This window comes from Janthinobacterium sp. BJB446 (assembly GCF_002735655.1).
Classification (GTDB): Bacteria; Pseudomonadota; Gammaproteobacteria; order Burkholderiales; family Burkholderiaceae_D; genus Janthinobacterium; species Janthinobacterium lividum.
In genome coordinates this window covers 602,695-624,489 of the sequence record NZ_PDZK01000001.1, presented here as the reverse complement: position 1 = coordinate 624,489, position 21,795 = coordinate 602,695, and the positions used below count along the sequence as shown (strand labels likewise).

Below are 21,795 nucleotides of genomic sequence, written 5' to 3'. Positions count from 1 at the left end.
CCGCACCTCAAGGCTCGGCCCCCGAATGCGGATTCAGTTGACTGCAGCGGCCCGCTTACTCTTTACGGCTGGCGCTGCTGCTTTTGCTTTGGGCGGAGCCCGCTTGCGAGACGCTGCCGCTGGCCGAGCTTTCGCTGCCGGCCGACTGCTGGCTACCCTGATGGCTGCCGCTTTGCAGGCTTTGACCGTCACGGCTTTGCGCACCGCGCTGCTGGTCGCGGCTGGCGCCGTTCTGATGATAGGCCTGGAACGGTTCGGCGATACGCTGCATGGCTTCCTGCTGCTTGCGCACGTTTTTCTCCGTTTCTTCCGAAGCAGTACGGGCCACTTCTTCGGCCAGGGCCTTGGCAGTACGGCTCGTTTCATTCACATGCCGCTCTGCCACGTTGGCCAGTTCGACTTGCGTATCGGCTGCCAGGCGCGCTACCTGTTGCTGGTATTTGCGCAGTTGCTCGGCGGCAGGTTGGCCCGAGGCGGCAGCCACCTGGAACACATCTTCAGCGCGCTCGACCGTCAGCAGGTTCTGGCTGGTGACCGTGGTTTCTTCCAGCAAGCCTTGCGCCAGCTGCATGTTCAGGTCACTGAAGTGCTGCACCGACTGGAACAGCGACTTCGACAGTCCATTAAAGAAAGCCAGCTGGGCTTCCAGGTGGTTTTTGGCGGCAGGGGTAACACTACGGGAATATGGATACATGGAGTTCCTCATTAAATAGCGGTTGGGTGGACACAAACAGATGGCGACACCACCGGCAGTCGAACGGTGAGGCAAACGGCCAGGCTACGCCACGAAACGCGAAAAAACATATCCGATTGGTGGGAAGATGCTTTGCAACGCGAGTCCCAAGGCTACGTGAGCACCGCTGGTGAGGGATGATCTGGATCAAAGGTGCGCTAGGCTGCGCAGAAAGTTTTGGCTGGACGGCTTGCCTTTGGCAAACGTCAGTGACGGGAAGGAAAATCTGTGCCAGGCAAGCTCAACAAGCGGCGCCCGCGCCCGGCACGACGGGCTTGTAGCCATGGCTGCGCAGCGACGCTTCCAGCCAGCGATTGCCATACCAGCCACGCGCCAGCAGGTAACTGAGCTCCGAGACAGCCATCAGCAGCATCATCGGGCCGATGCGCAGTTCGGTGGCCAGATGGCTGCCAAACCACAGGCACGCATCCATCGCCAGCATGAGCAGCAGCAGCCACCAGCGGCGCTTGGCGACGGCCCAGAACGAGCCCAGGAACAGGGCCGGCCAGGAAAAACCCGCCTTGACGTAGGCATAGCGGCCGGCATCGTCGGCAAACAGGGTGGCGCTGTGCTTCATGCTGCTCTCTTCAGGAAATAACGGTGTCAGGGCTCGGGATGGTGGCAGACTGCTTCGACATTGTGACCGTCCGGCCCCAGCACGAAAGCGCCATAGTAATTCGGGTGATACAGGGCGCGGATGCCTGGCGCGCCGTTATCCTTGCCGCCCGCTTCCAGCGCGGCCTTGTAAAAGGCGTCCACCTGGGCACGGTTGTCCGCCGCGAAGGCGAGATGCATGCCGGCATGCGGCGTACCGCCCACGCCGAACCAGAAATCGGGCTTGCCATCCTTGCCCAGGCCGACCCAACCCTGCTCTTCCATCACCACCGCGACGCCCAGGGGCGCCAGCGCGGCCGAAAAGAAGGCCTTGCTGGCCTGTGCATCGCTGACATTCAAACCGATGTGATCAAGAATCATGATGGCGCTCCCTGGCGATAGTGAAATGGAAGTACAGTATGCGCCAACATTGCCTTTTAAGCAACAACAACTGCGAATCCGGCTGCTCAGGAAACGCCATGCGCCAGCCTAGCGCAGGTTGCCCGTGTGGCCCAGCGAATAGCGGCCCGGCTGCGGCCATACGGTCAAGCCGTGCGGTTCCTGGCCAACTTTGACCTTGGCAACGTCGCCGCTGTTCGTATCGATACGGTAGACCACGTCGTCGAAACGGCCGGACAGCCACAGGTACTTGCCATCGGCGGACACATTGCCCATGTCGGGGCTGCCGCCGCCAGGTATCGGCCAGTTCGACACGACTTTTTCTGTGGCGAAATCGATCACGCTGACGCTGCCCTTGCCCTTGGGCTTGCCGTGGATGCGGTGCGTGCCGCGGTTGGCCACGTACAATTTCTTGCCATCGCGGCTAGGGTACAAGCCGTGCGCGCCCACGCCCGTCTGGATGAAGCCGATTTCCTTCAGGGTGGCGCCATCGACGATGTGCACGCCGTCGGCGTCCATGTCGGCGATATAGAATTTCTTGCCATCCGGCGAGATGCGTATGTCTTGCGGCATACCCTTCTTGACGCTGCAGATTTCATTTGCCGGGCCGCCCACGGGGCCGGATTCGGCAAAGCGCTTGGCCGGCATCTGCAATTTCAGGTAGCCGTCGACCTTGCGGCCCACCAGGTCGATCTTGGCGATGGTGCCGTCGAACTCGCAGGTGAACATGGCGTAGCGGCCGTCATTGGAGAAATCGGCATGGTTGATGCCGCCGCACTGGGGCGTGTCGATCGAATACTGCACCGCCATGGTCTTCGGATCGCGGAAATCGAGGCGGTGGCGCGCTTCGGCCACGACGATGGCCGATTTGCCGTCCGGCGTGTAATACATATTGTAGGGATCATCGACGGGCACTTCCTTGCCCGGCTTGCCGCTCAAAGGGTCGATAGGCGTCAAACTGCCCTTGTCCGTGCGCTCGGCATTGTTCGCCACCCACAGGGTGCGCAAGTCCCACGACGGCACCACGTGCTGCGGGCCGCTGCCGACCTTGAACTTGTCGACCACTTTCAGGGTCTCCTGGTCGATCACGTAGACATCGTTCGAGCGCAGGTTGGGCACGTAGACACGGCGCAAATGATCCTTGACGACGGGGCTCATATTGCTGCTGGCGATGCTGCCGTACACGTTTTTCGGATCCACCAGCGGCGGCATGCCCGGCAGCGGCGAATAGGCGGCGGTCGGCGCGACGGCGGCTGGAGCCGCTGTGCTGGCGCCGGTGACCTGGCTGGCCACGCCCAGGCCGGCCAGTGCGGCAGCCAGGGCGGACAAGGTGACGATGGTGCGTCGTTGAGATTTTTTCATGTGATTTCGCGTCGTTTCGTTGCAAAAGCCGGAAGTTCAGCACTTCCAGCGGAAGTTATTTATTACGTTTCAGCAGCTGTTTGATGGCAGCCACCGAGGTATCCACCTGCAGCTTGACACCGATCTGGCCCAATTCAGCCGTGGCGCGCGTCGCGTCGCCGCGCACGCCGTCCGCCACGCCGGGCTTGGGTCCGTGGGCCATGGCGTCGCTGCGCACCAGCGACGGGTCCGTCGCCAGCATCAAGGCCGCATCCGCCAAGCCCGCGTGCAGGCCGATCTCGGCGCTGCTGTGGCCGCGTTTCTGCAACTCGGCAATATAGGCCGATTGCGTGATGTCATAGTAGTCGAGCAAGGCATAAGCGCGCGCATCCTTGCCGGAGGAAGCCTTGCCCCAGGCGCGGTTCAATTTGTTGGCCACGTTCTGCTCGTTTTTTTGATAGCCGCCATGGTCGCCGAGAAAGATGATGTCGCGGAAACCATGCTGGCGCAGGCTGGCGGCCGCCCCTTCCAGCACGGCTTCGAAGGCGGCAGGCGGAATCGAGATCGTGCCGGCAAAGCGCATGTGGCCGGCCGGCGGAGAAACCGCGCCTTCCGGCACGTAGGAGACGACGGGCGCGACGATGGTATTGCCCAGCTTTTGCGCAATCTGCCGCGCCAGCAGGCCGGCGCGCACATTGTGCTTGCCCAGCGCGATATACGGCCCGCTCTGCTCGACGCCGCCAATCGGCACCAGCACGGTCGTGGCGCCGTGGTCGATACGGCTGCGCAACTCCGTGCTGGTCAGTTCTTCCAGCAGGACGCTGCTGCTGGCAGGCGCAGCCGCCATGACGGGCGCCGTGACCAGCAGGCACGAAAATGTCAGGACGAACAGGGAAACGGGGGGCTTGCGTGAAATGCGGAGCGTGGATGGCGCGCAAGGCGCCGTTCGCTGAGGGAACTGCAGAGTCATAAGCCAACATCTTTCCAAGGTCAAAGGCGCCGTGCCCGGCCTTGCCAGGCAAGCTGGCTGCCACGCAGGAATTGTATTCCATCATGACGGGAACGGCACGTTAATTTGACGGGGCAGTTTGCAAGGAATTGACGAAGAGAAACTATCTATCAGGCTGTTGTCGCTTTAGCTCCGCCCTCCTCGGCGCTGTGGCGAGTGTCGTTGCGCTTCTCGGCATAGGCCTTGAGCGAGCGCATCGTCCTGGGAAGCCCGTCCCGGACTTGCCTGGCAACGCCTGGGCCGAACAGAAAGGCAAGGGCTCCCGTGAACCACACGCGGTGAACGACTTGCGATCCGCCCTCTGCCGCAACAACCGTGTGCTCGAAGTGGATGCGGAACCAAGGGATGTAGCCCTCGACGGTGAACGAGCGGCCTGCCGAGCGCTCCGTGACCAGCATCGCAATACCCATCCCCTTGCTGGGAACTATCCTGCCCTGTGTTCCCACCGCGAATGGTCCATTGAGCCGGGCTTGCTTTGTATCCGGATCCCACAAGTGCCAGCGGTCGACCTCGCTCCAAATTTGATCGATGACCGTAGGCGGGACGGCAATGTGGATGCTTTCTTCAATGTGCGCCAATTTGGGGGATCTCCCTATCATTGTGTGAAAGTAACTGGGCCTGTTATCCGGCGTCGCGCAGTATATGGAAATTGGGGATATAGGCCCGCAGCATAGCATTCATCACGCAGTATCGCCATGCCATTGCGCCAATTCAAAGATACTCCGCCAGCAGAAACAAACGCCGCAGCCATTTCTTTGCCTCGACAAAAAATATATCCGCTGAAATTGCAGGATACACTGTTTTTTTATCATGCCAATAGAATCAGATTCTGGTTATACTGGTCGCAGATAAAGTCGGTCCATGATGACAGCCTTGTTTTGCGCCAGGATCAAGGGATGCTCCGGATTCGACCGCAAGCTGCTGCTCGCCATGGCCATGAGCATATGAAACTTTGAGAAATGATGAACACAGCACATTGGCGGGTTCAGGAACTACAGCATCACTCAGCGGATATCGCCTGGCTGAATGCCGAAGACGCCCGCCGCGCCTATGAGGTAGCATGCCTTCACGACTCAAAGACCCATTTCGGCCTGAACGTTAACACCGTTGACTCGATCGAGCGCCTCGTATTCGGAAATGATGCGGCCACCGCAAGCAAATGGTTACGCGCCCGTATGCCTGGAACTCAGCAGATCGTAGTGGTGTTTGGAGAAGACGAATGTTTCTTGTGCAGCAGTGTGTTCCTGGTCGAGAATTGGTCGGATATTTTTGTCCCATCACGTGACGACGCGATGATCTATTCGAACGGCACGCCGCTTATCCTGTTTTATTGCCATGAGAATGAATTCGAAGTGGGACAGCGAATTGTTTTTGATTAGAGACCGAGTTCGGCCAGAAGCAGTCAGTCGTAAACAGGGAGACAGATGGGCCTAATCAACAGATGTGAAGCGTCGATACGATTATTTGGCGACGACCTCATTCCCGAAGAGGTGTGCCGTCTATTCGGCCATTTCCCTTCGAAGGCATGGATGAAGGGTTATCAATATACGACTTCATCCGGTGCGACCGTCCTGCGAAAAACCGGGGCGTGGATACTTGATGCCGACCTTTCAGAAACTGGCGACTTCGATGGCCAAATCTCCCAGCTGCTAGCGCAAATTCCGATAGGGACCGATGTCTGGTTGGAATTAGGGAAACGATTCGAAATCGATATTTACTGCGGCTGGTTTATGCACGGATCAAGCGAAGGGGTTGCCATATCGCCGCAGTCGCTGCTGATGCTGGGCGAACGCAACATCGCACTTTCAGTCGAAATCTACGCGTCGTTCAATGATGAGTGACCGCACGCGACTGACCGCAACGGGGCGAAAGCGGACTCACGTGTGCGAAAGGCAGGCACCCTGACTTGCGAAACAGGGCAGTGCCCTCCTTCCCTGTCAGCCCGGGAAACCTTACTTACCGTCGTCACAGATACCGAACATCAACGCCCCCCCGAATAGAACAATGACATCACCAAAACCCCGGCGTACCGGGGCAATTCAATGACTAAACTTAAGCGCGGGCACTGCGGCCAGGCAGCGCCAGGCGCCGGCTGGCTGAGGCTGAAGCCGGGGCCTGCAAGCCGCCCGCCACTGTCAGCGCTTTGCCCTGGGCGTCGCCACGCAGGCGGAACACGGCCACCACGTCGACCAGTTCCACGGCGCGATCCTGCAGCGACGACGCGGCGGCGGCCGCCTCTTCCACCAGGGCCGCGTTTTGCTGGGTGACCTGGTCCATTTGCGAAATGGCCTGGTTCACCTGCTCGATGCCGGCGCTCTGCTCGTGGCTGGCGTTGGCGATGTCGCCCATGATGTCCGTCACGCGACGGATGCTGGCGACGATTTCTTCCATCGTCGCGCCCGCCTGGTCGACCAGCGCGCTGCCCGTGTTGACCTTGTCGACGGAATCCTCGATCAAGCCCTTGATTTCCTTGGCCGCCGCCGCCGAGCGCTGCGCCAGGTTGCGCACTTCCGTGGCCACCACGGCAAAGCCCCGGCCCTGCTCGCCTGCGCGCGCCGCTTCCACGGCCGCGTTCAGCGCCAGAATGTTGGTTTGGAAGGCAATGCCGTCGATCACGCCGATAATGTCGGCGATCTTCTTCGCCGATTCGTTGATCGAACCCATCGTACCCACCACTTGCGCCACCACGGCGCCGCCCTTGCGGGCCACGTCCGAAGCGGACACGGCCAGCGAGTTCGCCTGGCGCGCATTGTCCGTATTCTGGCGCACGGCCGAGGTCAGCTCTTCCAGGCTGGATGCCGTTTCTTCCAGGGAAGACGCCTGCTGTTCGGTGCGCACCGACAAGTCCGCGTTGCCGGCGGAAATCTGCGCGGCCGCCACGCTGACCGTATCGGCCGAGGCGCGCACGGTGGCGATCACGCCGACGATGCGCTCGAGGAATTTATTGAAGGCGGTGGCCGTGCGGCCCACTTCATCCATGCGCTCGACGGGCATGGCGGCGGACAGGTCCAGCGAAGCGCTGACGCGCTCCAGCGTGTGTTCGATATTGCCCAGGCCGCCGCTAATGGTGCGGTAGATATGCCAGGCCAGCGCACCCGTCAGCAACACGGCCACGCCCAGCACGGCCAGCATGGTGTTGAACGCCGTGTCGTAGGCGGCCAGGCTTTCGGCCTTCACGTCATCGACCAGCTTGTTGTTGTAGGCGATATGGTCATCCATGCTTTTCTTGGCGGCGGCTGCCGTGATGGCCAGCGGCGTGCCGGCCAGCAAGGTGGCGCGTACGCCATCCATGTCGCCCGCGTAGGCGGCGGCAAAGAATGGCGCCAGCGCGCGGCGGTAGGCTTCCATCGCGGCCTGGTCGGCGTCGAGCATCTTGCTGTCCGTCGCGTCATACAAGCGCTCGGCGCGGTAGGTGGCGATGACCTTGTCGAAATTTGTGTTGGCATCGGCTACGGCCTTGTCCAGCGCCGTCTTGTCGGCCAGGTTCGAGAATACGGACAGGCGGTAGCCGGCCAGGCGCGAGTCGGCCAGGAAACCCTTGGCCGCATTCAAGCCCTGGATGCTGGGAATGATACGGTTTTGCACGGTATCAAAACGCTCCTGGGCGCGCTGCAGCTGGATGGCGCCACCGGCGCCCAGCAATAGCAGGGCCAGCAAGGCGATGGTCAGGGTCAGAATTAATTGCTTGGTGATATTCATGGTGTGTCACAGTAAAAAGGTAGCCTGGCAAGGCCAGGCAGGATAAGTAGCTGCCGATCAGGTGGCCGGGGATCGGTTGCTAGGCCGCCAGCGGGGAAGCCTCGGGCGCGCGGCGCAGCAAGTCGCCATGCTGGCGGCAAAACGCCAGGCCCGCCTTGTGGCCCACGTCGAACAGCAACTGCATGTTCGAACTGGACCAGTCCAGCGTATCGGGCCAGTGCTGCTCCGGGATGCCGCCCATCAAGTCGAGCTTGAGCAGGCGCCGCTTGGGCTGGCCCGTGCGCGCATCCGTGTTGTGTTCGAGTTCGAACAGGCGCAGCTCGCTCTTGGAAATTTTCACCAGCGGCGTGATGATGGAGCGCACCCAGGCGTCGTACAGGTTGCGCGGCTTGCGCAGCAGTCGCTCGTCGCCGAGGATGTCGAGGATGACCAGCGTATCGGCGTCAGCATGTTCACCCTTGCCTTCGATGAACGGGTCGAAATTGAGCGTATCGAGCGCCGCGCCTTCGATATAGTCGTCGCCGGCGATGGTCGTGGGTGCATACAGGAAGGGGAACGACAACGCGGCGCGCACGTGGATAGCTTCGATCTCGTGCTTGCCCCAGATTTGCATGCGGTGCTCGCTGAGGTTGTAGGCATTGATGTAGAAATCGGGGCGCATGCGGGCCACGCCCGAGAAATCCACGGCTTTTTCCAGGAAGGGCAAGTGCGCGCACAGGCCCAGGCTTTTCGCCGACAGGTCCGACGGCGACAGCGACGACACCATCAGCTTGCCCCAGTCCGACCAGGCCGTGGGCACGCCCGCAAACGTTTGCTGGAAGGCCTGAAAAAAAGGATTGTTGGCCGGCGGCTGGAAGGCGTCGCGGAAAGTGCTCGCGTGCATGCCCGGCTTCTGGAATACCTTGTAGTTGATCGGAATCATCTTGTAGATGCTGTCGGCCACGCCCGTGTCGGCCCAGCTTTGCAAGGCCTGGCGCGGCGTGGCCTCGTGCGGCGTCGTGTAAAGCAAACCCATCAACACGCCGGCGCCCGAGGCGGAAATAACATCGAACTCGATGCCCTCGTCAAGGAAAGCAGCCAGGGCGCCGGCGATCAAGGTGGAATTTGGTGCGCCGCCACCCAGCAGCAAACCCGTTTTGCGGGCCGGTTTCGCTGTCGTGGCTGGCGCCGGATCCTGCGGCGTCGTAGTGACTGTCTTCATGCACACTCCCTGAACGGAACGGGGTTACCATCCCTTAATTGTTGGTTACTACACGCTTATGGCGCCTAATCCTGCACATGTTCCCGCAAGCGACCAGCTGATGCAATGTTGCAGAAACAGATATGAAATTAACATAAATAAATTCCTTATGGCAATTTCCATAACGAATGACGGGTATTCAGGAAGACCATAAGTTGATGCCGTGCGGCATGGCGTGATGCGGCGCAGCAAATATAAATCCAGCGGCGTTAGGAATAATCGTTTTGGGGTAGGAATATTCCCCAAGCAGCCGCCAGCGCGGCGGCCAGGGCCATCAAAGGGATGATGCAGGGTCGGGAGGGGACCGAGAAAAATGCAGGTGGGTACACAAATGGTCAACAAAGACACGGATTTTGGGTGACAGGTGACGGCTCGACGGCCACAGCACCCAGAACTTGCTCGAGTACAACAGGCAATCGGCCAGCACGGCTTGCAGTTCGCCACGCGCGATGGCGTCGCGCACGATAAAGTCAGGCAGGTAAGCCAGGCCCACGCCCTGCGTGGCGGCGCCGATCAAGGCCTCGATATTGTTGCAGGTCAAGGCGGTCGGCAAGCGCAACTCGCCACCGCTGTCGCCCTCGGCGCGCTGCAGCGCCCATTCCTGCAGCTTGCCCGTGGTGGGAAATTTATAGCGCACGCAGGCGTGCCCTTCCAGCGCGCGTGGCGTGGCCGGCACGCCGTGACGGGCGAAATATGCGGGAGAGCCCACGATGGCAAAAGCAAACGGCCCCAGCTCGCGCGCCATCAGCCGCGAATCGGTCAAGGTGCCGCTGCGCACGGCCACGTCGACGCCTTCGGCCACCACGTCGACCAGGCGGTCGTTGAAATCGAGGTCGAGCTCGATCTCCGGGTACCGCCGCGTAAACTCGGCCAGCAGGGGCAGGATGATGCGGTAGCCGATCACGGGCAGGCTGACGCGCAGCTTGCCGCGCGGCGCATCGGCCAGGTGCGACAGTTCCGCCTCGGCATCACCGAGGTCGGCCAGGATGCGCTGGCAGCGTTCGTAAAACAGCGCACCCTCGTTGCTCAGGCTGATGCGCCGCGTGCTGCGGTTGAGCAGGCGCACACCCAGCTTTTCTTCCAGCCGCGCCACGCTCTTGCCCACGGCCGAGGCCGACACGCCGAGCAGCCGCCCGGCCGCCACATAACTGCGCGTTTCCGCCGCGCGCACGAAGGCGGCAATGCCATTCAGATTATCCATGCCATCTCGCCATCTCGATTAGGGAATATTTGTCCGTTATGAGTGGATTTTCAGCCACTTTTTCATTGATTGCGCCCATATTATCATCGGATTCCCTCTTTATGGAATCATTCCCATGGATACGAATCTTCCCGCGCAAGCTCCGGACCAGGCGACTGCACGGCGCACGCTGGTGCTGGCCGCCGTCTGCCTGGCCGCGCTATGCATGCCGCTCAGTTTTACGGGACCGGCCATCGCCATTCCCGCCATCGCCGCCGACCTGCACGGCACGCCGCTGGCGCTGGCATGGATCACGAATGCATTCATGCTCAGCTTTGGCGGCTGCCTGATGGTGGCCGGCGCCCTGGCCGACCGCTATGGCCGCAAGCGCGTGTTCTTGCTGGGCATGGGCGTGTTTTCCGCCGCCGCGCTGGCACTGGCGGCCGCGCCCGGCATCCTGTGGCTCGACGTGCTGCGCGCCGTCCAGGGCCTGGGCTGCGCCATGGCCCTGTCGAGCGGACTGGCGGCCCTGGCACAGGAATTCGACGGCCCCGCCCGCGCGCGCGCCTTCAGTCTGATCGGCACGACCTTCGGCGCGGGCCTGGCCTTCGGCCCCTTCCTGGCAGGCACCTTGATCACCCACACGGGCTGGCGCGCCATTTTTGTCGCCACTGCCGCGGCCGGCCTGGCCGCCCTGCTGGCCGCCGCGCGCGCCATGCGCGAATCGCGCGACCCGCAGGCGCAAGGCGTAGACTGGCCCGGCGCCCTGACGTTTACAGGCGCCCTCTCCTTGTTCACCTATGGCTTGCTGCAGGCGCCCGACAGCGGCTGGGGCAGTGCCGTCAGCCTGGGGCTGCTCGGTGGCGCGGCCGTGCTGCTGGGCGCATTCATCCGCGCGGAGCGGCGCGCGGCGCGGCCCATGCTGGACTTGACCCTGTTCCGCCTGCCTGCTTTTGCTGGCGTACAACTGCTGGCGGCAGCGCCCGCGTTTTCCTTTGTCGTACTGCTGGTACTGCTGCCGGCCCGCTTCATCGGCATCGAAGGCTACAGCGCGCTGGAAGCGGGACGCATGATGATCGCCCTGTCGGCACCCATGCTGGTGCTGCCGATCCTGGCCGGCATGGCGGCGCAGCGCATTGCCGCCGCCCACATTTGCGCCAGCGGCCTGCTGCTGGCGGCGGGCGGCTTGCTGTGGCTCTCCACTTGCGCGCCGGGCCAGTCGCCCGCCACATTGATCGGGCCGCTGCTGCTGATCGGCTGCGGCATCAGCCTGCCCTGGGGCTTGATGGATGGCCTGGCCATCAGCGTCGTGCCCGTCGAGCGGGCCGGCATGGCGGCCGGCATCTTCAATACGACGCGCGTGGCGGGCGAAGGCCTGGCGCTGGCCATCGTCAGCGCGCTGCTGGGTACGCTCACCGTCGCGGCGCTGGGCAACGCTGGCATTGCCGGCATCGGCGCGGAGCAGGCGGCGCATGCCGGCCCCTTCCTGGCGCTGGGCGAGCTGCGCCATGCGGGCGCGTTGTTGCCGCAGGCCGGCGCCGCCGAACTGGCGCAAGCCTATGGCGCCGCCTTCCGCCACTTGCTGTATGTGCTGGCCAGCATCACCACGGCGTCAGCCCTGCTGATCCTCGCCTTCCTGCGCCATCCGGCGAATGCAGCCTACGCCGCACGGGACACAGCCGCCCTGCCCGCCTGCAAGGCGCCAAACTAAGCCGCCCGGCTTTCCCGCGGCAACCATCCCCTGCCCCGCCATACCCGGCGGCGCCCACGCGCCGCCGCCCGCCTTTGATGTTTCTCTGCAACACCTCAAAAGTTTTCAAGAACAAAACGAGTTTACTTATCAAAGCGCTTTGAACTATACTCAAAGCGCTTTGAAACATAGTTAAAGCGCTTTGGTTTCGCAAATTGATGCGCGCCGATCCCACACCTATAAAAACACTGGAGACACAATGAACAAATTTTTCTTGAAAGCGTTGCCAGCGGCAGTGCTGATGGCCTTGAGTGCGTCGGCCCAGGCCGCCCTGCCGATCGACTTCGGCGGCTATATCCGCTCGGGCTTCGGCACCAGCAGCGAAGGCGGCAAGGAAGCGTGTTTCGGCCTGGCCGGCGCCTCGTCCAAGTATCGTCTGGGCAATGAGTGCGAAACCTACGGCGAACTGAAATTCGGCGGCGAAGCCTTCAAGGCAGCCAACGGCACCACCTTCCGCATCAATACCCTGGTGGCGTTTTCCGTCAACCAGAACCAGGACTGGGAGCAATCAGACCCGTCGTGGCGCGAAATGAACGTGGTGGCTGACAAGATCGGCACGGGCGCCTTCGCCGAAGCGCGCGCCTGGGTCGGCAAGCGCTACTACGACCGCCAGGACGTGCACATCACCGATTACTACTTCTGGAATAACAGCGGCCCTGGCGCCGGCCTGGAAAACATCGACCTGGGCGCCGCCAAGCTGGCCTACGCCGTCGTGCGCACGGCCGACGACGGCGACAGCAAGCGCATGGGCCTGTCCCACGACTTGCGCTTCTCCGGCATCAAGGTCAACCCCGATGGCGAACTGACCTTGGGCCTGCAATTCAACCAGAAACGCAATGCGCAAGGCGCGGCCCCCATCGCCAGCGGCCACTTGCTGACCATCATGCATACGCAAGGCAATCTGCTGGGCGGCTTCAACAAGGTGGCATTGCAGTATGGCAAAGGCAGCGCCGCCAACACGGGCGGCTTCAGCCTGGGCGCCGGCAAGGATGACAAGGTCGTGCGTCTGACGGAACAGATCATGATCCAGCCCAAAGGCGCCTGGTCGGGCATGGGCACCTTCGTCTATGAAGACAAGGAAACGGCAGGCGTGAGCAGCAAGTGGACATCGATCGGCGCGCGCCCCGTCTACCACTTCACGGACAACTACAGCCTGGCCGTGGAACTGGGCCACGACATCGTCAAGCCGGAAGGCGGCGAAAGCCGCAACCTGACCAAGCTGACGTTCGCGCCGCAACTGTCGGCCGGCAACAGCTTCTGGTCGCGTCCCGTGCTGCGCGCCTTCTACACCTATGCCAAATGGAACAAGGCAGCCCAGTCGGCCGCCGCCGCGGAATCGGCCCTGTCGTCGACGGGCGTGTTCGGTGGCAAGACCAACGGCAGCTCCGTCGGTTTCCAAGTGGAATCCTGGTGGTAATCGCAGGCTGCTAGAACGTTGGCAAGCGTCCCCGGACGCTTGCCGGTGGCAGCAACACCGCCCGCATTTCGGGGCAGGCAGTATCCGGACCCACCATTTCGCCGCTGCACGCGATGGCCGGCAGCTTCAATGTAGTGATTCAGCAGTATCCTCTTTTAGCGCGGGCGCCCCTGGGTTTGCCCGCGTATTTTTTTGGGCGCTGCCGCCGCTTGTCATACCCCTGATCATTCCGGCATTTATCAGATAAACTACCCGTCATCGCACCGCATCGCTCCCGACCCACCCTGGATAGACCCCAACTGCAGCATCCATGAACCTCAAAAATCTCGCCAAAACGCTAGGAATATCCGAAACCACCGTCAGCCGCGCCTTGAATGGCTATCCGGAAGTGAGCGAACGCACGCGCGAGCGGGTGCTGGCCGCCGCGCAGGCGGCCGGCTACCGCCCCAATCCCATGGCGCGCAGCCTGGCCGTGGGACGCACGAATATCGTCGGCATCATCTACCCGCTGATGCCGAACGACCTGGCCGACCCCATGTTCATCGATATCGTGGGCGGCATGTCGGAAGCGCTGGAAGCGCAACAGATGGACATGATGATCGCGCCCGCCTCGGCCACCAACGAATTCCACACCTATGAACGCATGGTCAAGGGCCGCCGCATCGATGGCCTGATCGTCGGACGCACGAAACCGTTCGACGAGCGCATCGCCTACCTGGCGCAGCAGGGCATGCCGTTCGTCGCCCATGGCCGCACCCAGCTGAACCAGCCGCACGCGTGGTTCGACTACGATAATGAGGCCGGCATGCGCCTGGCCGTCGAGCGCCTGGCGCAGCTGGGCCATCAGCGCATCGGCCTGATCAGCGCCACGCCGGACCTGAACTTCGTGCGCCAGCGCGTCGAGAGTTTCCAGCACGCCATGCAGGCGGGCGGCCTGGCCGTCGACCCGGACAACCTGGTCGACAATGCGCACGACCGCCGCGCCGGCTACCAGGCCATGCAGCGCCTGCTGGCCCGCTCGCCCCGCCCCACGGCCGTCATCGTCGACAATCACATGTCGGGCGTGGGCGCCGTGCGCGCCCTGCTCGACGCGGGCATCGCCATCGGCAGCGAAATGTCGCTGATCGTCTGGGGCGTGATGGAGGATTCCCTGGCCGGCCACAACGTCACCACCGTCGTCCAGCCCGACCCGCGCGGCGCCGGCGCGAAGATGATCCACATGCTGCTGGCCCTGATGGATGGCACGCCCGTCACCGACCTGCAGGAACTGTGGCCGTGCGAACTGCTGCCGGGAGAGTCGGCAGGGCCCGTAATACACGCATAATTCAGCCTCTCACCGCGCAACCCGCGAAATACCGGGGTCAGACCCTGAGGGTCTGACCCCAGCCCTTGCATAGGGTTTCGTCTTCGGCCAGGGGATGAACATCCCCTCCCTGAATCACCCTCATAAAAAAATCGTATGTCTGGCGCGTGTATCGCTTTACTTTTCAAAGCGCTTTGAACTATACTCATTTCATACCCAAAGCGCTTTGAATTTTAAAATAAGACGTTCGCCTACCAACCAGCAGCGCTGCCCTGATAGCCACGGCTACAGGCAACTTTTAAGAAATCATTCATGCCGACCATCCAGAACAATCTCGCCCACCTGCCCGCCGACTGGTGGCGCAGCGCCGTCATCTACCAGGTATATCCACGCAGCTTCCTCGACAGCAATGGCGACGGCATCGGCGACTTGCCTGGCATCACCTCCAAGCTCGATTACATCGCCGCCCTGGGCGCCGACATCGTCTGGATCTCGCCCTTCTTCACATCGCCGATGAAGGACTTCGGCTACGACGTGGCCGACTTCTGCGACGTCGACCCCATGTTTGGCACCCTGGCCGATTTCGACCGCCTGGTGGCGCGCGCCCATGAGCTGGGCTTGAAAGTGATGATCGACCAGGTGCTGTCACACTCGTCCGACAACCATCCGTGGTTCGTGGAAAGCCGCTCCAGCCGCGACAATGCCAAGGCCGACTGGTATGTGTGGGCCGACCAGAAGCCGGACGGCACGGCGCCGAACAACTGGCTGTCCGTGTTCGGCGGTTCCGCCTGGCAATGGGAGCCGCGCCGCGGCCAGTATTACCTGCACGATTTCCTCGCCAGCCAGCCCGACCTGAATTTCCACAATCCGGCCGTGCAGCAGGCCCAGTTGGACAACCTGCGTTTCTGGCTCGAGCGCGGCGTCGACGGCTTCCGCTTCGATTCCTGCAACTTCCCGTATCACGACCAGCTGCTGCGCGACAACCCGCCCGCCGTGCAGCGCGACGCGAGCAGCGTGTCGGCCATCAACCCGTACGGCATGCAGGCGCACGTGTACGACAAGACGCAGCCGGAAAACATCGCCTACCTGCAGCGCGTGCGCGCCATACTTGACGAATATCAAGCCATTTCCATCGGCGAAGTGGGCGACGACAATGCGCTGGCCACCATGGCTGCCTACACGGGCGCCGACAAGCTGCACATGGCCTACAGTTTCAACTTGCTGACGGCGGAGTTTTCGGCCGCGCACATCCGCACCCAAGTGGAAGAATTCGAGGCGCAAGTGGCCGACGGCTGGGCTTCCTGGTCCGTGGGCAACCACGACAGCGTGCGCGTCATGACGCGCTGGGGTGGCGAGAATCCATCGCCATCGCTGGCCAAGGTGGTGCTGGCCGTGCAGGCCGCGCTGAAAGGCACGCCTTGCCTGTACCAGGGCGACGAGCTGGCCCTGACGGAAGCGGACATTCCTTTCGAGGCGCTGCAAGACCCGTACGGCATCCCGTTCTGGCCCCAGTTCAAGGGCCGCGACGGCTGCCGCACGCCGATGCCGTGGGTGGCCGATGCGCCGCACGGCGGCTTCAGCAATGCCAAACCTTGGCTGCCCGTGCCGCCCGAGCATCTGGCGCGCGCCGTTGATGTCGAAGAAAACGATTCCGCTTCGCCATTGCAGTTTGCGCAGAAGATCCTCGCCTGGCGCCGCACCCTGCCGCAATTGCTGCGCGGCGATATTGTCTTCTTCGATGCGCCGGAGCCCGTGCTGGCCCTGCGCCGCGACTTGCCTGGCCAACCGTCGGTCCTGGCCGCCTTCAACCTGGGCACGCAAGCGGTCACCTTCGCCTGGCCCGATGCGGCGCCAGCGGCCGACCTGGCCGGTCACGGCTTGCCCGGCAGCAAGGATGGCCAACAGCTCAGCCTGCCTCCGCATGGCGGCTGGTTCGGCACCCTGGCGTAAATCGCAGGCTTTGGCGGCCATGCCGCCAATTACAATAACGAGCCCCGCGCATCAGCGGGGCCAAATAACAGCGTATCAGTGCCTGGCAAAATCGTAGCGAGCGGATAAGAGTTGTGGCAGAGAAGCGCAGCTGTGCGAAGGCACAGTGAGCATCGCCAGCCGCAAATCTCGACGCGCAGTAGATTTGGCCAGGCACATTCAGTGAGATTGAGGACGACAGACATGGCTGGACTGAAGTTAACAGGCCTGAAGAAGGCATATGGCGACGTGCAAACCCTGCACGGCATCGACCTGGAGATCGCCGATGGCGAATTCATGGTGTTCGTGGGCCCGTCGGGTTGTGGCAAATCCACCTTGCTGCGCAGTATCTGCGGCCTGGAAGAGATCAGCGGCGGCGATTTATTCATCGGCAAGACCCGCATGAACGACGTGCCGCCCGCCAAGCGCGGCATCGCCATGGTGTTCCAGAGCTACGCCTTGTACCCGCACATGAGCGTGGCGCAGAACATGGCGTTTGGCTTGAAGCTGGCCGGACAGAGCCGTGTGCAGATCGCCGACGCCGTGCAACGCGCCGCGCAGATCCTGCGCATCGAACCTTTGCTGGAACGCAAACCGAAGGACTTGTCGGGCGGCCAGCGCCAGCGCGTGGCTATCGGCCGCGCCATCGTGCGCAAGCCCGACGTCTTCCTGTTCGACGAGCCGCTGTCCAACCTCGACGCTTCGCTGCGCGTGCAGATGCGCATCGAACTGGCGAACTTGCACCGCGAATTGCGCTCAACCATGATTTACGTCACGCATGACCAGGTCGAAGCGATGACCCTGGCCGACCGCATCGTCGTGCTCAACGCGGGCCGCATCGAACAGGTGGGCGCGCCGCTGGAGCTGTACCACCATCCCGCCAACCTGTTCGTGGCCGGCTTCCTCGGTTCGCCCCGCATGAATTTCCTCAAAGGCAAGATCCACAGCTACGCGGACGGCGTGGCCACCATCGCCACCAACGCGGGCGGCCTGCTGCAAGCCGTCCTGACGCAGCCGCTGGCCAGCGGCACCCCCGTCACCGTCGGCGCGCGTCCCGAACACGTGCAAGCATGCGCGCCCGGCGCCACCGCCGCCATCACGGCCACCGTGCAGGCGGTGGAAAAACTGGGCGACATCAGCTATCTGTATGTGCAGGTACCGGGCGGCGACGAGCCGCTGGTGGTGCGCGCCGATGCGGAAACGGACTGGACCATTGGCCAAAGCGTGGCGCTGCAAGTGGCGCCCGCCCGCGTCCACGTGTTCGACGAGCATGGCCAGACCCGTACCTGATTCCGAATTTAAAGGGCCAGGCGCTACAGGCGCCGCCTGGCCTGGTTGTATCGTCTCAGCCTTGATACTTAACATAAAAAAAGACACTGGAGATTGACATGTCCTTCACACACGCGAAACGCAGCTTCATCAAAACCACCCTGATCGCCGCCGCCCTGGCCGGCATCGGCAACCTGGCCGCCGTCAGCATGGCGAACGCGGCCGAAGCAGGCACCCTCTTGATCTGGATCAATGGCGACAAGGGCTACAAGGGCCTGGCCAAGGTCGGCGAGGAATTCACCAAGAAGACGGGCGTCAAGGTCGTCGTCGAGCATCCGGAAGATGCGCCGAACAAATTCCAGCAAGCGGCGGCCGCCGGCAAGGGTCCGGACATCTGGATCTGGCCGCATGACCGCATCGGCACCTGGATCGACGCCGGCTTGCTGCAACCATTGACGCCAAGCAAGGAAGCGCGCGCCGCCATCCTGCCGCTGGCCTGGAACGCCTTCACGGTGGGCGGCAAGACCTGGGGCTACCCGATCTCCATCGAAGCCGTCGCCCTCGTCTACAACAAGGACCTGGTGCCGACGCCACCAAAAACCTTCGAGGAAATCGCCGCGCTGGACAAGAAATTGTCCGCTCAGGGCAAGAAAGCCATCCTGTGGGATTACACGAACACCTATTTCACGTGGCCTTTGCTGGGCGCGGGCGGCGGCTTCCCGTTTGAAGTCAAGGCCGACGGCCGCTACGATGCGGCAAAAACGGGCGTGAACAATGCCGGTTCGCAGGCAGGCGTGAATGCGCTGATGACCCTGATCAACAGCGGCGCCATGCCGAAGGGCGCGGGCTACGCGGAAATGGAAGCCGGTTTCAACCAGGGCAAGATCGCCATGATGATCAACGGCCCATGGTCTTGGGACAATGCGCGCAAGTCGAAGATCAACTTTGGCGTGGCAACGATCCCTACCGTGGCAGGCAAGACGGCCACCCCGTTCGTGGGCGTGCTGGGCGCGATGATTTCCAAGGCTAGCCCGAACAAGGACCTGGCCACGGAATTCCTGGAAAACCAGATGCTGCAGATCAATGGCCTGAAAACCATCAACGCCGACGTCCCGCTGGGCACGCCAGCGAACAAGGTGCTGTTCGCGGAATTGAAAGCCAACCCGAACATCCAGGCGACAATGGAAAGCGCGCAAGCGGGCCGTCCGATGCCGAACAACCCGGAAATGGGCCGCTTCTGGTCGTCGATGCAATCGGCGCTGGAAAACATCACGCAAGGCCGCCAGACGACCAAGGATGGCCTGGATGCGGCGGCAAAGCGGATTACGACCGCCAATTAAGCAGGTCAAGGCGTAGGTCGGATTAGGCCTGAAGGGCCGTAATCCGACACCAGCAGCCAACAATGTTGTCGGATTACGCGGCATAGCCGCTAATCCGACCTACGCCATCTCGTATCACTCCATCTTCACAGGTATCCATCGTGCGCAAGTTTATCGGCCCTACGGTATTGACCATCAGCATGGCGCTGGGTCTGTATCTGCTCTTCATGTTGTACATTTCCGGCCAGACCATGCTGGCCGCCGTTTTCCTCGGCTTGCTGACCCTGACGACGTTTGTCTTCACATCGCCGCGCGCCTATGCCTACCGCTATCTGTTTCCCGGCATTACGGCGGTCATCGTCTTCGTGCTGCTGCCGATGGTGTACACGGTGTCGATCGGCTTTACCAATTTCAGTTCGCGCAACCTGCTCACGTATGAGCGGGCCACGCAATACCTGCTCGACGAGACGCAGCGCGTGGAAAGCGCCGGCTATGCCATGACCGTGCATGCCGACAACAAGGAATACCGCCTGCGCCTGGAAAGCCCGGACACGGGCGAAGTGCTCTTGACGCAGCCGCTGGCCCTCAAGCGCGCCGTCCCCCTGAACGTGGAAGTGGCGCCGCTGGACCCCGTGCAGGCGCCCGTGCTGGCCGCGCCGCTGCCCATCAAGGACATCATCGCCCTGCAAAAGGACTTGAAGCTGCTCACCCTGGTCATGCCGAACAGGATCGAGCTGCGCATGGTGGGCTTGCGCGAATTCGGCCCTGTCGCGCATGTCTACAAACAACTGCCCGACAAGACCCTGAAGAAAATCGCCACGGGCGAGCTCGTGACACCGAACTTCAAGACGGGCTTTTATGAAATGCCGGACGGTACCAAGCTGGAACCGGGCTTCAAGGTCAATGTCGGCTTCGCCAACTTCGTCAAAATCTTCTCCGACGAAGCGTTCCGCGGCCCCTTCCTGCGCATTTTCGTGTGGACCATCGTTTTCGCCCTGATCAGCGTGGCCACGACGACGGGCCTGGGCATGGTGCTGGCCGTGCTGCTGAACTGGGATGCGCTGCGCTTCCGCGGCCTGTACCGCACCCTGCTGTTCCTGCCGTACGCCGTGCCGGGTTTCATCTCCATCCTGGTCTTCAAAGGTTTGTTCAACAATAACTTTGGCGAAATCAACCTCGTGCTCGACGCCCTGTTCGGCATCAAGCCCGCCTGGTTCTCCGACACCACGCTGGCCAAGGCCATGATTTTGATCGTCAACACCTGGCTCGGCTACCCCTACATGATGGTGGTGTGCATGGGCTTGATCAAGGCGATCCCGTCGGACCTGTACGAAGCCTCGGCCCTGGCCGGCGCGGGACCGCTGACGAATTTCTTCAAGATCACGCTGCCATTGATCATCAAGCCACTGACGCCGCTGATGGTGGCCAGCCTGGGTTTTAACTTCAATAACTTTGTACTGATCAGCTTGCTGACGGGCGGGCGTCCCGATTTCCTCGACACCACCTTGCCGGCCGGCACGACGGACTTGCTCGTGTCCTACACCTACCGCATCGCGTTCGAGGATTCCGGCCAGAACTTTGGCCTGGCCGCCGCCATCTCGACCCTGATCTTCTTCCTCGTGGCCGCGATTTCGCTGGTCAACATGCGCCTGACGCGCATGAACAAAGCATAAAGGACAGCATATGGCTATCGTTGTCGACCGTTCCAACCGCTGGCGCATCCTGGCGGCCCACGTCGCCGTGATCGCGCTGATCGCGCTGGTGATGTTCCCCTTCCTGATGATCTTGTCGATCTCTTTGCGCCCTGGCAACTTCGCCTCGGGCAGCCTGATACCGCCCGAGATCAGCTTCGAGCACTGGCGCCTGGCGCTGGGCATGTCTTACCAGGCGCCCAACGGCGCCCTGGTCGAGCCGGATTTCCCCGTGCTGCTGTGGCTGTGGAATTCCATCAAGGTGGCCAGCATGAGCGCCACCGTCACCGTGCTGCTGTCGACCACCTGCGCGTACGCATTCGCGCGCATGCAGTTCCGCTTCAAGTCGCAAACCCTGTCCGCGCTGATGCTGCTGCAGATGTTCCCCGCCGTGCTGGCCCTGGTGGCCATCTACGCCATCTTCGATGTGCTGGGCAGCTACGTGCCGTGGCTGGGCATCGACCACCACGGCAGCCTGGTGCTGGCCTACACGGGCGGCATCGCCCTGCATATCTGGACCATCAAAGGCTACTATCAAACCATCCCCATCGAAATCGAGGAAGCGGCCAAGGTCGACGGCGCCACGCAGTGGCAGGCGTTCATCTACGTGCTGCTGCCGATGACGGTGCCGATCCTGATGGTGGTATTCCTGCTGTCGTTCATCGGCGCCATCATCGAATACCCGATCGCCTCCGTGCTGCTGCATGAACAGAACAACCTGACCCTGGCCGTCGGCTCGAAACTGTTCCTGTACGAGCAAAAATACCTGTGGGGCGACTTCGCCGCGGCAGCCATTTTGTCCGGCTTGCCCATCACGGCCGTATTCCTGCTGGCGCAGAAATGGATGATCTCCGGCCTGACGGCTGGCGGCGTGAAAGGCTGA

19 protein-coding genes are annotated in these 21,795 nt (G+C 62.2%); 10 read left to right on the top strand and 9 right to left on the bottom strand.

Features of this window, described 5'->3' with window-relative positions:
* Positions 1-55: 55 nt before the first annotated feature.
* The 6 genes from CSQ92_RS02815 to CSQ92_RS02790 form a co-directional block, all read right to left on the bottom strand.
* The gene (locus CSQ92_RS02815; protein WP_034785710.1) at positions 56-694 is read right to left on the bottom strand and encodes a phasin family protein; all 639 of its coding nucleotides are present in this window, start codon (positions 692-694) and stop codon (positions 56-58) included.
* A 280-nt stretch (positions 695-974) separates the two neighbouring features.
* Positions 975-1,310: a hypothetical protein gene (locus CSQ92_RS02810; protein WP_052140423.1), complete on the bottom strand. Its 336-nt coding sequence runs from the start codon at positions 1,308-1,310 to the stop codon at positions 975-977.
* A gap of 26 nt (positions 1,311-1,336) precedes the next feature.
* Positions 1,337-1,708, bottom strand: a complete 372-nt coding sequence (locus tag CSQ92_RS02805) for a VOC family protein (protein WP_170846428.1) — start codon at positions 1,706-1,708, stop codon at positions 1,337-1,339.
* Positions 1,709-1,816: 108 nt separating this feature from the next.
* The gene (locus tag CSQ92_RS02800) at positions 1,817-3,088 is read right to left on the bottom strand and encodes a YVTN family beta-propeller repeat protein (protein ID WP_099393172.1); all 1,272 of its coding nucleotides are present in this window, start codon (positions 3,086-3,088) and stop codon (positions 1,817-1,819) included.
* A 55-nt stretch (positions 3,089-3,143) separates the two neighbouring features.
* On the bottom strand, positions 3,144-3,914 hold the full coding sequence (locus CSQ92_RS02795) for a creatininase family protein (protein WP_099393171.1): 771 nt from the start codon (positions 3,912-3,914) through the stop codon (positions 3,144-3,146).
* Between the two features lie 272 nt (positions 3,915-4,186).
* Positions 4,187-4,654 (bottom strand): SRPBCC family protein, encoded by a 468-nt coding sequence (locus CSQ92_RS02790; RefSeq protein ID WP_257219106.1) that lies wholly within the window; start codon positions 4,652-4,654, stop codon positions 4,187-4,189.
* A gap of 384 nt (positions 4,655-5,038) precedes the next feature.
* Between CSQ92_RS02790 and CSQ92_RS02785 the strand changes: the two genes are divergently transcribed.
* Positions 5,039-5,455 (top strand): hypothetical protein, encoded by a 417-nt coding sequence (locus tag CSQ92_RS02785; protein WP_143450269.1) that lies wholly within the window; start codon positions 5,039-5,041, stop codon positions 5,453-5,455.
* Positions 5,456-5,500: 45 nt separating this feature from the next.
* Positions 5,501-5,917 (top strand): DUF4279 domain-containing protein, encoded by a 417-nt coding sequence (locus tag CSQ92_RS02780; RefSeq protein ID WP_092610436.1) that lies wholly within the window; start codon positions 5,501-5,503, stop codon positions 5,915-5,917.
* A 211-nt stretch (positions 5,918-6,128) separates the two neighbouring features.
* Here the strand turns inward: CSQ92_RS02780 and CSQ92_RS02775 are convergent, their stop codons facing one another.
* From CSQ92_RS02775 to CSQ92_RS02765, 3 genes are all read right to left on the bottom strand, one after another.
* Positions 6,129-7,775 (bottom strand): methyl-accepting chemotaxis protein, encoded by a 1,647-nt coding sequence (locus CSQ92_RS02775; protein ID WP_099393168.1) that lies wholly within the window; start codon positions 7,773-7,775, stop codon positions 6,129-6,131.
* A gap of 79 nt (positions 7,776-7,854) precedes the next feature.
* Entirely contained in the window at positions 7,855-8,976 is a 1,122-nt protein-coding gene (locus CSQ92_RS02770; RefSeq protein ID WP_099393167.1) for a patatin-like phospholipase family protein, read from the bottom strand.
* 313 nt (positions 8,977-9,289) lie between these two features.
* Positions 9,290-10,216 carry a LysR family transcriptional regulator gene (locus CSQ92_RS02765; protein WP_099393166.1) on the bottom strand — a complete coding sequence of 309 codons (927 nt, stop codon included), beginning with the start codon at positions 10,214-10,216 and terminating at the stop codon, positions 9,290-9,292.
* Positions 10,217-10,331: 115 nt separating this feature from the next.
* Between CSQ92_RS02765 and CSQ92_RS02760 the strand changes: the two genes are divergently transcribed.
* From CSQ92_RS02760 to malG, 8 genes are all read left to right on the top strand, one after another.
* Complete coding sequence (locus CSQ92_RS02760; RefSeq protein WP_099393165.1) at positions 10,332-11,906, top strand: MFS transporter; 1,575 nt, start codon at positions 10,332-10,334, stop codon at positions 11,904-11,906.
* 238 nt (positions 11,907-12,144) lie between these two features.
* The gene (locus tag CSQ92_RS02755) at positions 12,145-13,362 is read left to right on the top strand and encodes a maltoporin (RefSeq protein WP_034783044.1); all 1,218 of its coding nucleotides are present in this window, start codon (positions 12,145-12,147) and stop codon (positions 13,360-13,362) included.
* Between the two features lie 310 nt (positions 13,363-13,672).
* Positions 13,673-14,686, top strand: coding sequence for a substrate-binding domain-containing protein (locus CSQ92_RS02750; protein ID WP_099393164.1), 1,014 nt, complete (start codon positions 13,673-13,675; stop codon positions 14,684-14,686).
* 291 nt (positions 14,687-14,977) lie between these two features.
* A complete protein-coding gene (locus CSQ92_RS02745) occupies positions 14,978-16,615 on the top strand; it encodes an alpha-amylase family glycosyl hydrolase (protein ID WP_099393163.1) in 1,638 nt (545 codons plus the stop codon).
* Between the two features lie 222 nt (positions 16,616-16,837).
* On the top strand, positions 16,838-17,923 hold the full coding sequence (locus CSQ92_RS02740) for an ABC transporter ATP-binding protein (protein WP_099393162.1): 1,086 nt from the start codon (positions 16,838-16,840) through the stop codon (positions 17,921-17,923).
* A gap of 98 nt (positions 17,924-18,021) precedes the next feature.
* On the top strand, positions 18,022-19,242 hold the full coding sequence (gene malE, locus CSQ92_RS02735; RefSeq protein ID WP_070259175.1) for a maltose/maltodextrin ABC transporter substrate-binding protein MalE: 1,221 nt from the start codon (positions 18,022-18,024) through the stop codon (positions 19,240-19,242).
* 140 nt (positions 19,243-19,382) lie between these two features.
* The gene (malF, locus tag CSQ92_RS02730; RefSeq protein ID WP_099393161.1) at positions 19,383-20,894 is read left to right on the top strand and encodes a maltose ABC transporter permease MalF; all 1,512 of its coding nucleotides are present in this window, start codon (positions 19,383-19,385) and stop codon (positions 20,892-20,894) included.
* Between the two features lie 10 nt (positions 20,895-20,904).
* Positions 20,905-21,795, top strand: coding sequence for a maltose ABC transporter permease MalG (gene malG / locus CSQ92_RS02725; RefSeq protein WP_034783032.1), 891 nt, complete (start codon positions 20,905-20,907; stop codon positions 21,793-21,795).

What these genes read in the sequence shown, in the direction of transcription:
- CSQ92_RS02815 (WP_034785710.1), bottom strand. Translation starts at nt 694, where the DNA reads ATGTATCCATATTCCCGTAGTGTTACCCCTGCCGCCAAAAACCACCTG.
- CSQ92_RS02810 (WP_052140423.1), bottom strand. Translation starts at nt 1,310, where the DNA reads ATGAAGCACAGCGCCACCCTGTTTGCCGACGATGCCGGCCGCTATGCC.
- CSQ92_RS02805 (WP_170846428.1), bottom strand. Translation starts at nt 1,708, where the DNA reads ATGATTCTTGATCACATCGGTTTGAATGTCAGCGATGCACAGGCCAGC.
- CSQ92_RS02800 (WP_099393172.1), bottom strand. Translation starts at nt 3,088, where the DNA reads ATGAAAAAATCTCAACGACGCACCATCGTCACCTTGTCCGCCCTGGCT.
- CSQ92_RS02795 (WP_099393171.1), bottom strand. Translation starts at nt 3,914, where the DNA reads ATGGCGGCTGCGCCTGCCAGCAGCAGCGTCCTGCTGGAAGAACTGACC.
- CSQ92_RS02785 (WP_143450269.1), top strand. Translation starts at nt 5,039, where the DNA reads ATGAACACAGCACATTGGCGGGTTCAGGAACTACAGCATCACTCAGCG.
- CSQ92_RS02780 (WP_092610436.1), top strand. Translation starts at nt 5,501, where the DNA reads ATGGGCCTAATCAACAGATGTGAAGCGTCGATACGATTATTTGGCGAC.
- CSQ92_RS02775 (WP_099393168.1), bottom strand. Translation starts at nt 7,775, where the DNA reads ATGAATATCACCAAGCAATTAATTCTGACCCTGACCATCGCCTTGCTG.
- CSQ92_RS02770 (WP_099393167.1), bottom strand. Translation starts at nt 8,976, where the DNA reads ATGAAGACAGTCACTACGACGCCGCAGGATCCGGCGCCAGCCACGACA.
- CSQ92_RS02765 (WP_099393166.1), bottom strand. Translation starts at nt 10,216, where the DNA reads ATGGATAATCTGAATGGCATTGCCGCCTTCGTGCGCGCGGCGGAAACG.
- CSQ92_RS02760 (WP_099393165.1), top strand. Translation starts at nt 10,332, where the DNA reads ATGGATACGAATCTTCCCGCGCAAGCTCCGGACCAGGCGACTGCACGG.
- CSQ92_RS02755 (WP_034783044.1), top strand. Translation starts at nt 12,145, where the DNA reads ATGAACAAATTTTTCTTGAAAGCGTTGCCAGCGGCAGTGCTGATGGCC.
- CSQ92_RS02750 (WP_099393164.1), top strand. Translation starts at nt 13,673, where the DNA reads ATGAACCTCAAAAATCTCGCCAAAACGCTAGGAATATCCGAAACCACC.
- CSQ92_RS02745 (WP_099393163.1), top strand. Translation starts at nt 14,978, where the DNA reads ATGCCGACCATCCAGAACAATCTCGCCCACCTGCCCGCCGACTGGTGG.
- CSQ92_RS02740 (WP_099393162.1), top strand. Translation starts at nt 16,838, where the DNA reads ATGGCTGGACTGAAGTTAACAGGCCTGAAGAAGGCATATGGCGACGTG.
- malE (WP_070259175.1), top strand. Translation starts at nt 18,022, where the DNA reads ATGTCCTTCACACACGCGAAACGCAGCTTCATCAAAACCACCCTGATC.
- malG (WP_034783032.1), top strand. Translation starts at nt 20,905, where the DNA reads ATGGCTATCGTTGTCGACCGTTCCAACCGCTGGCGCATCCTGGCGGCC.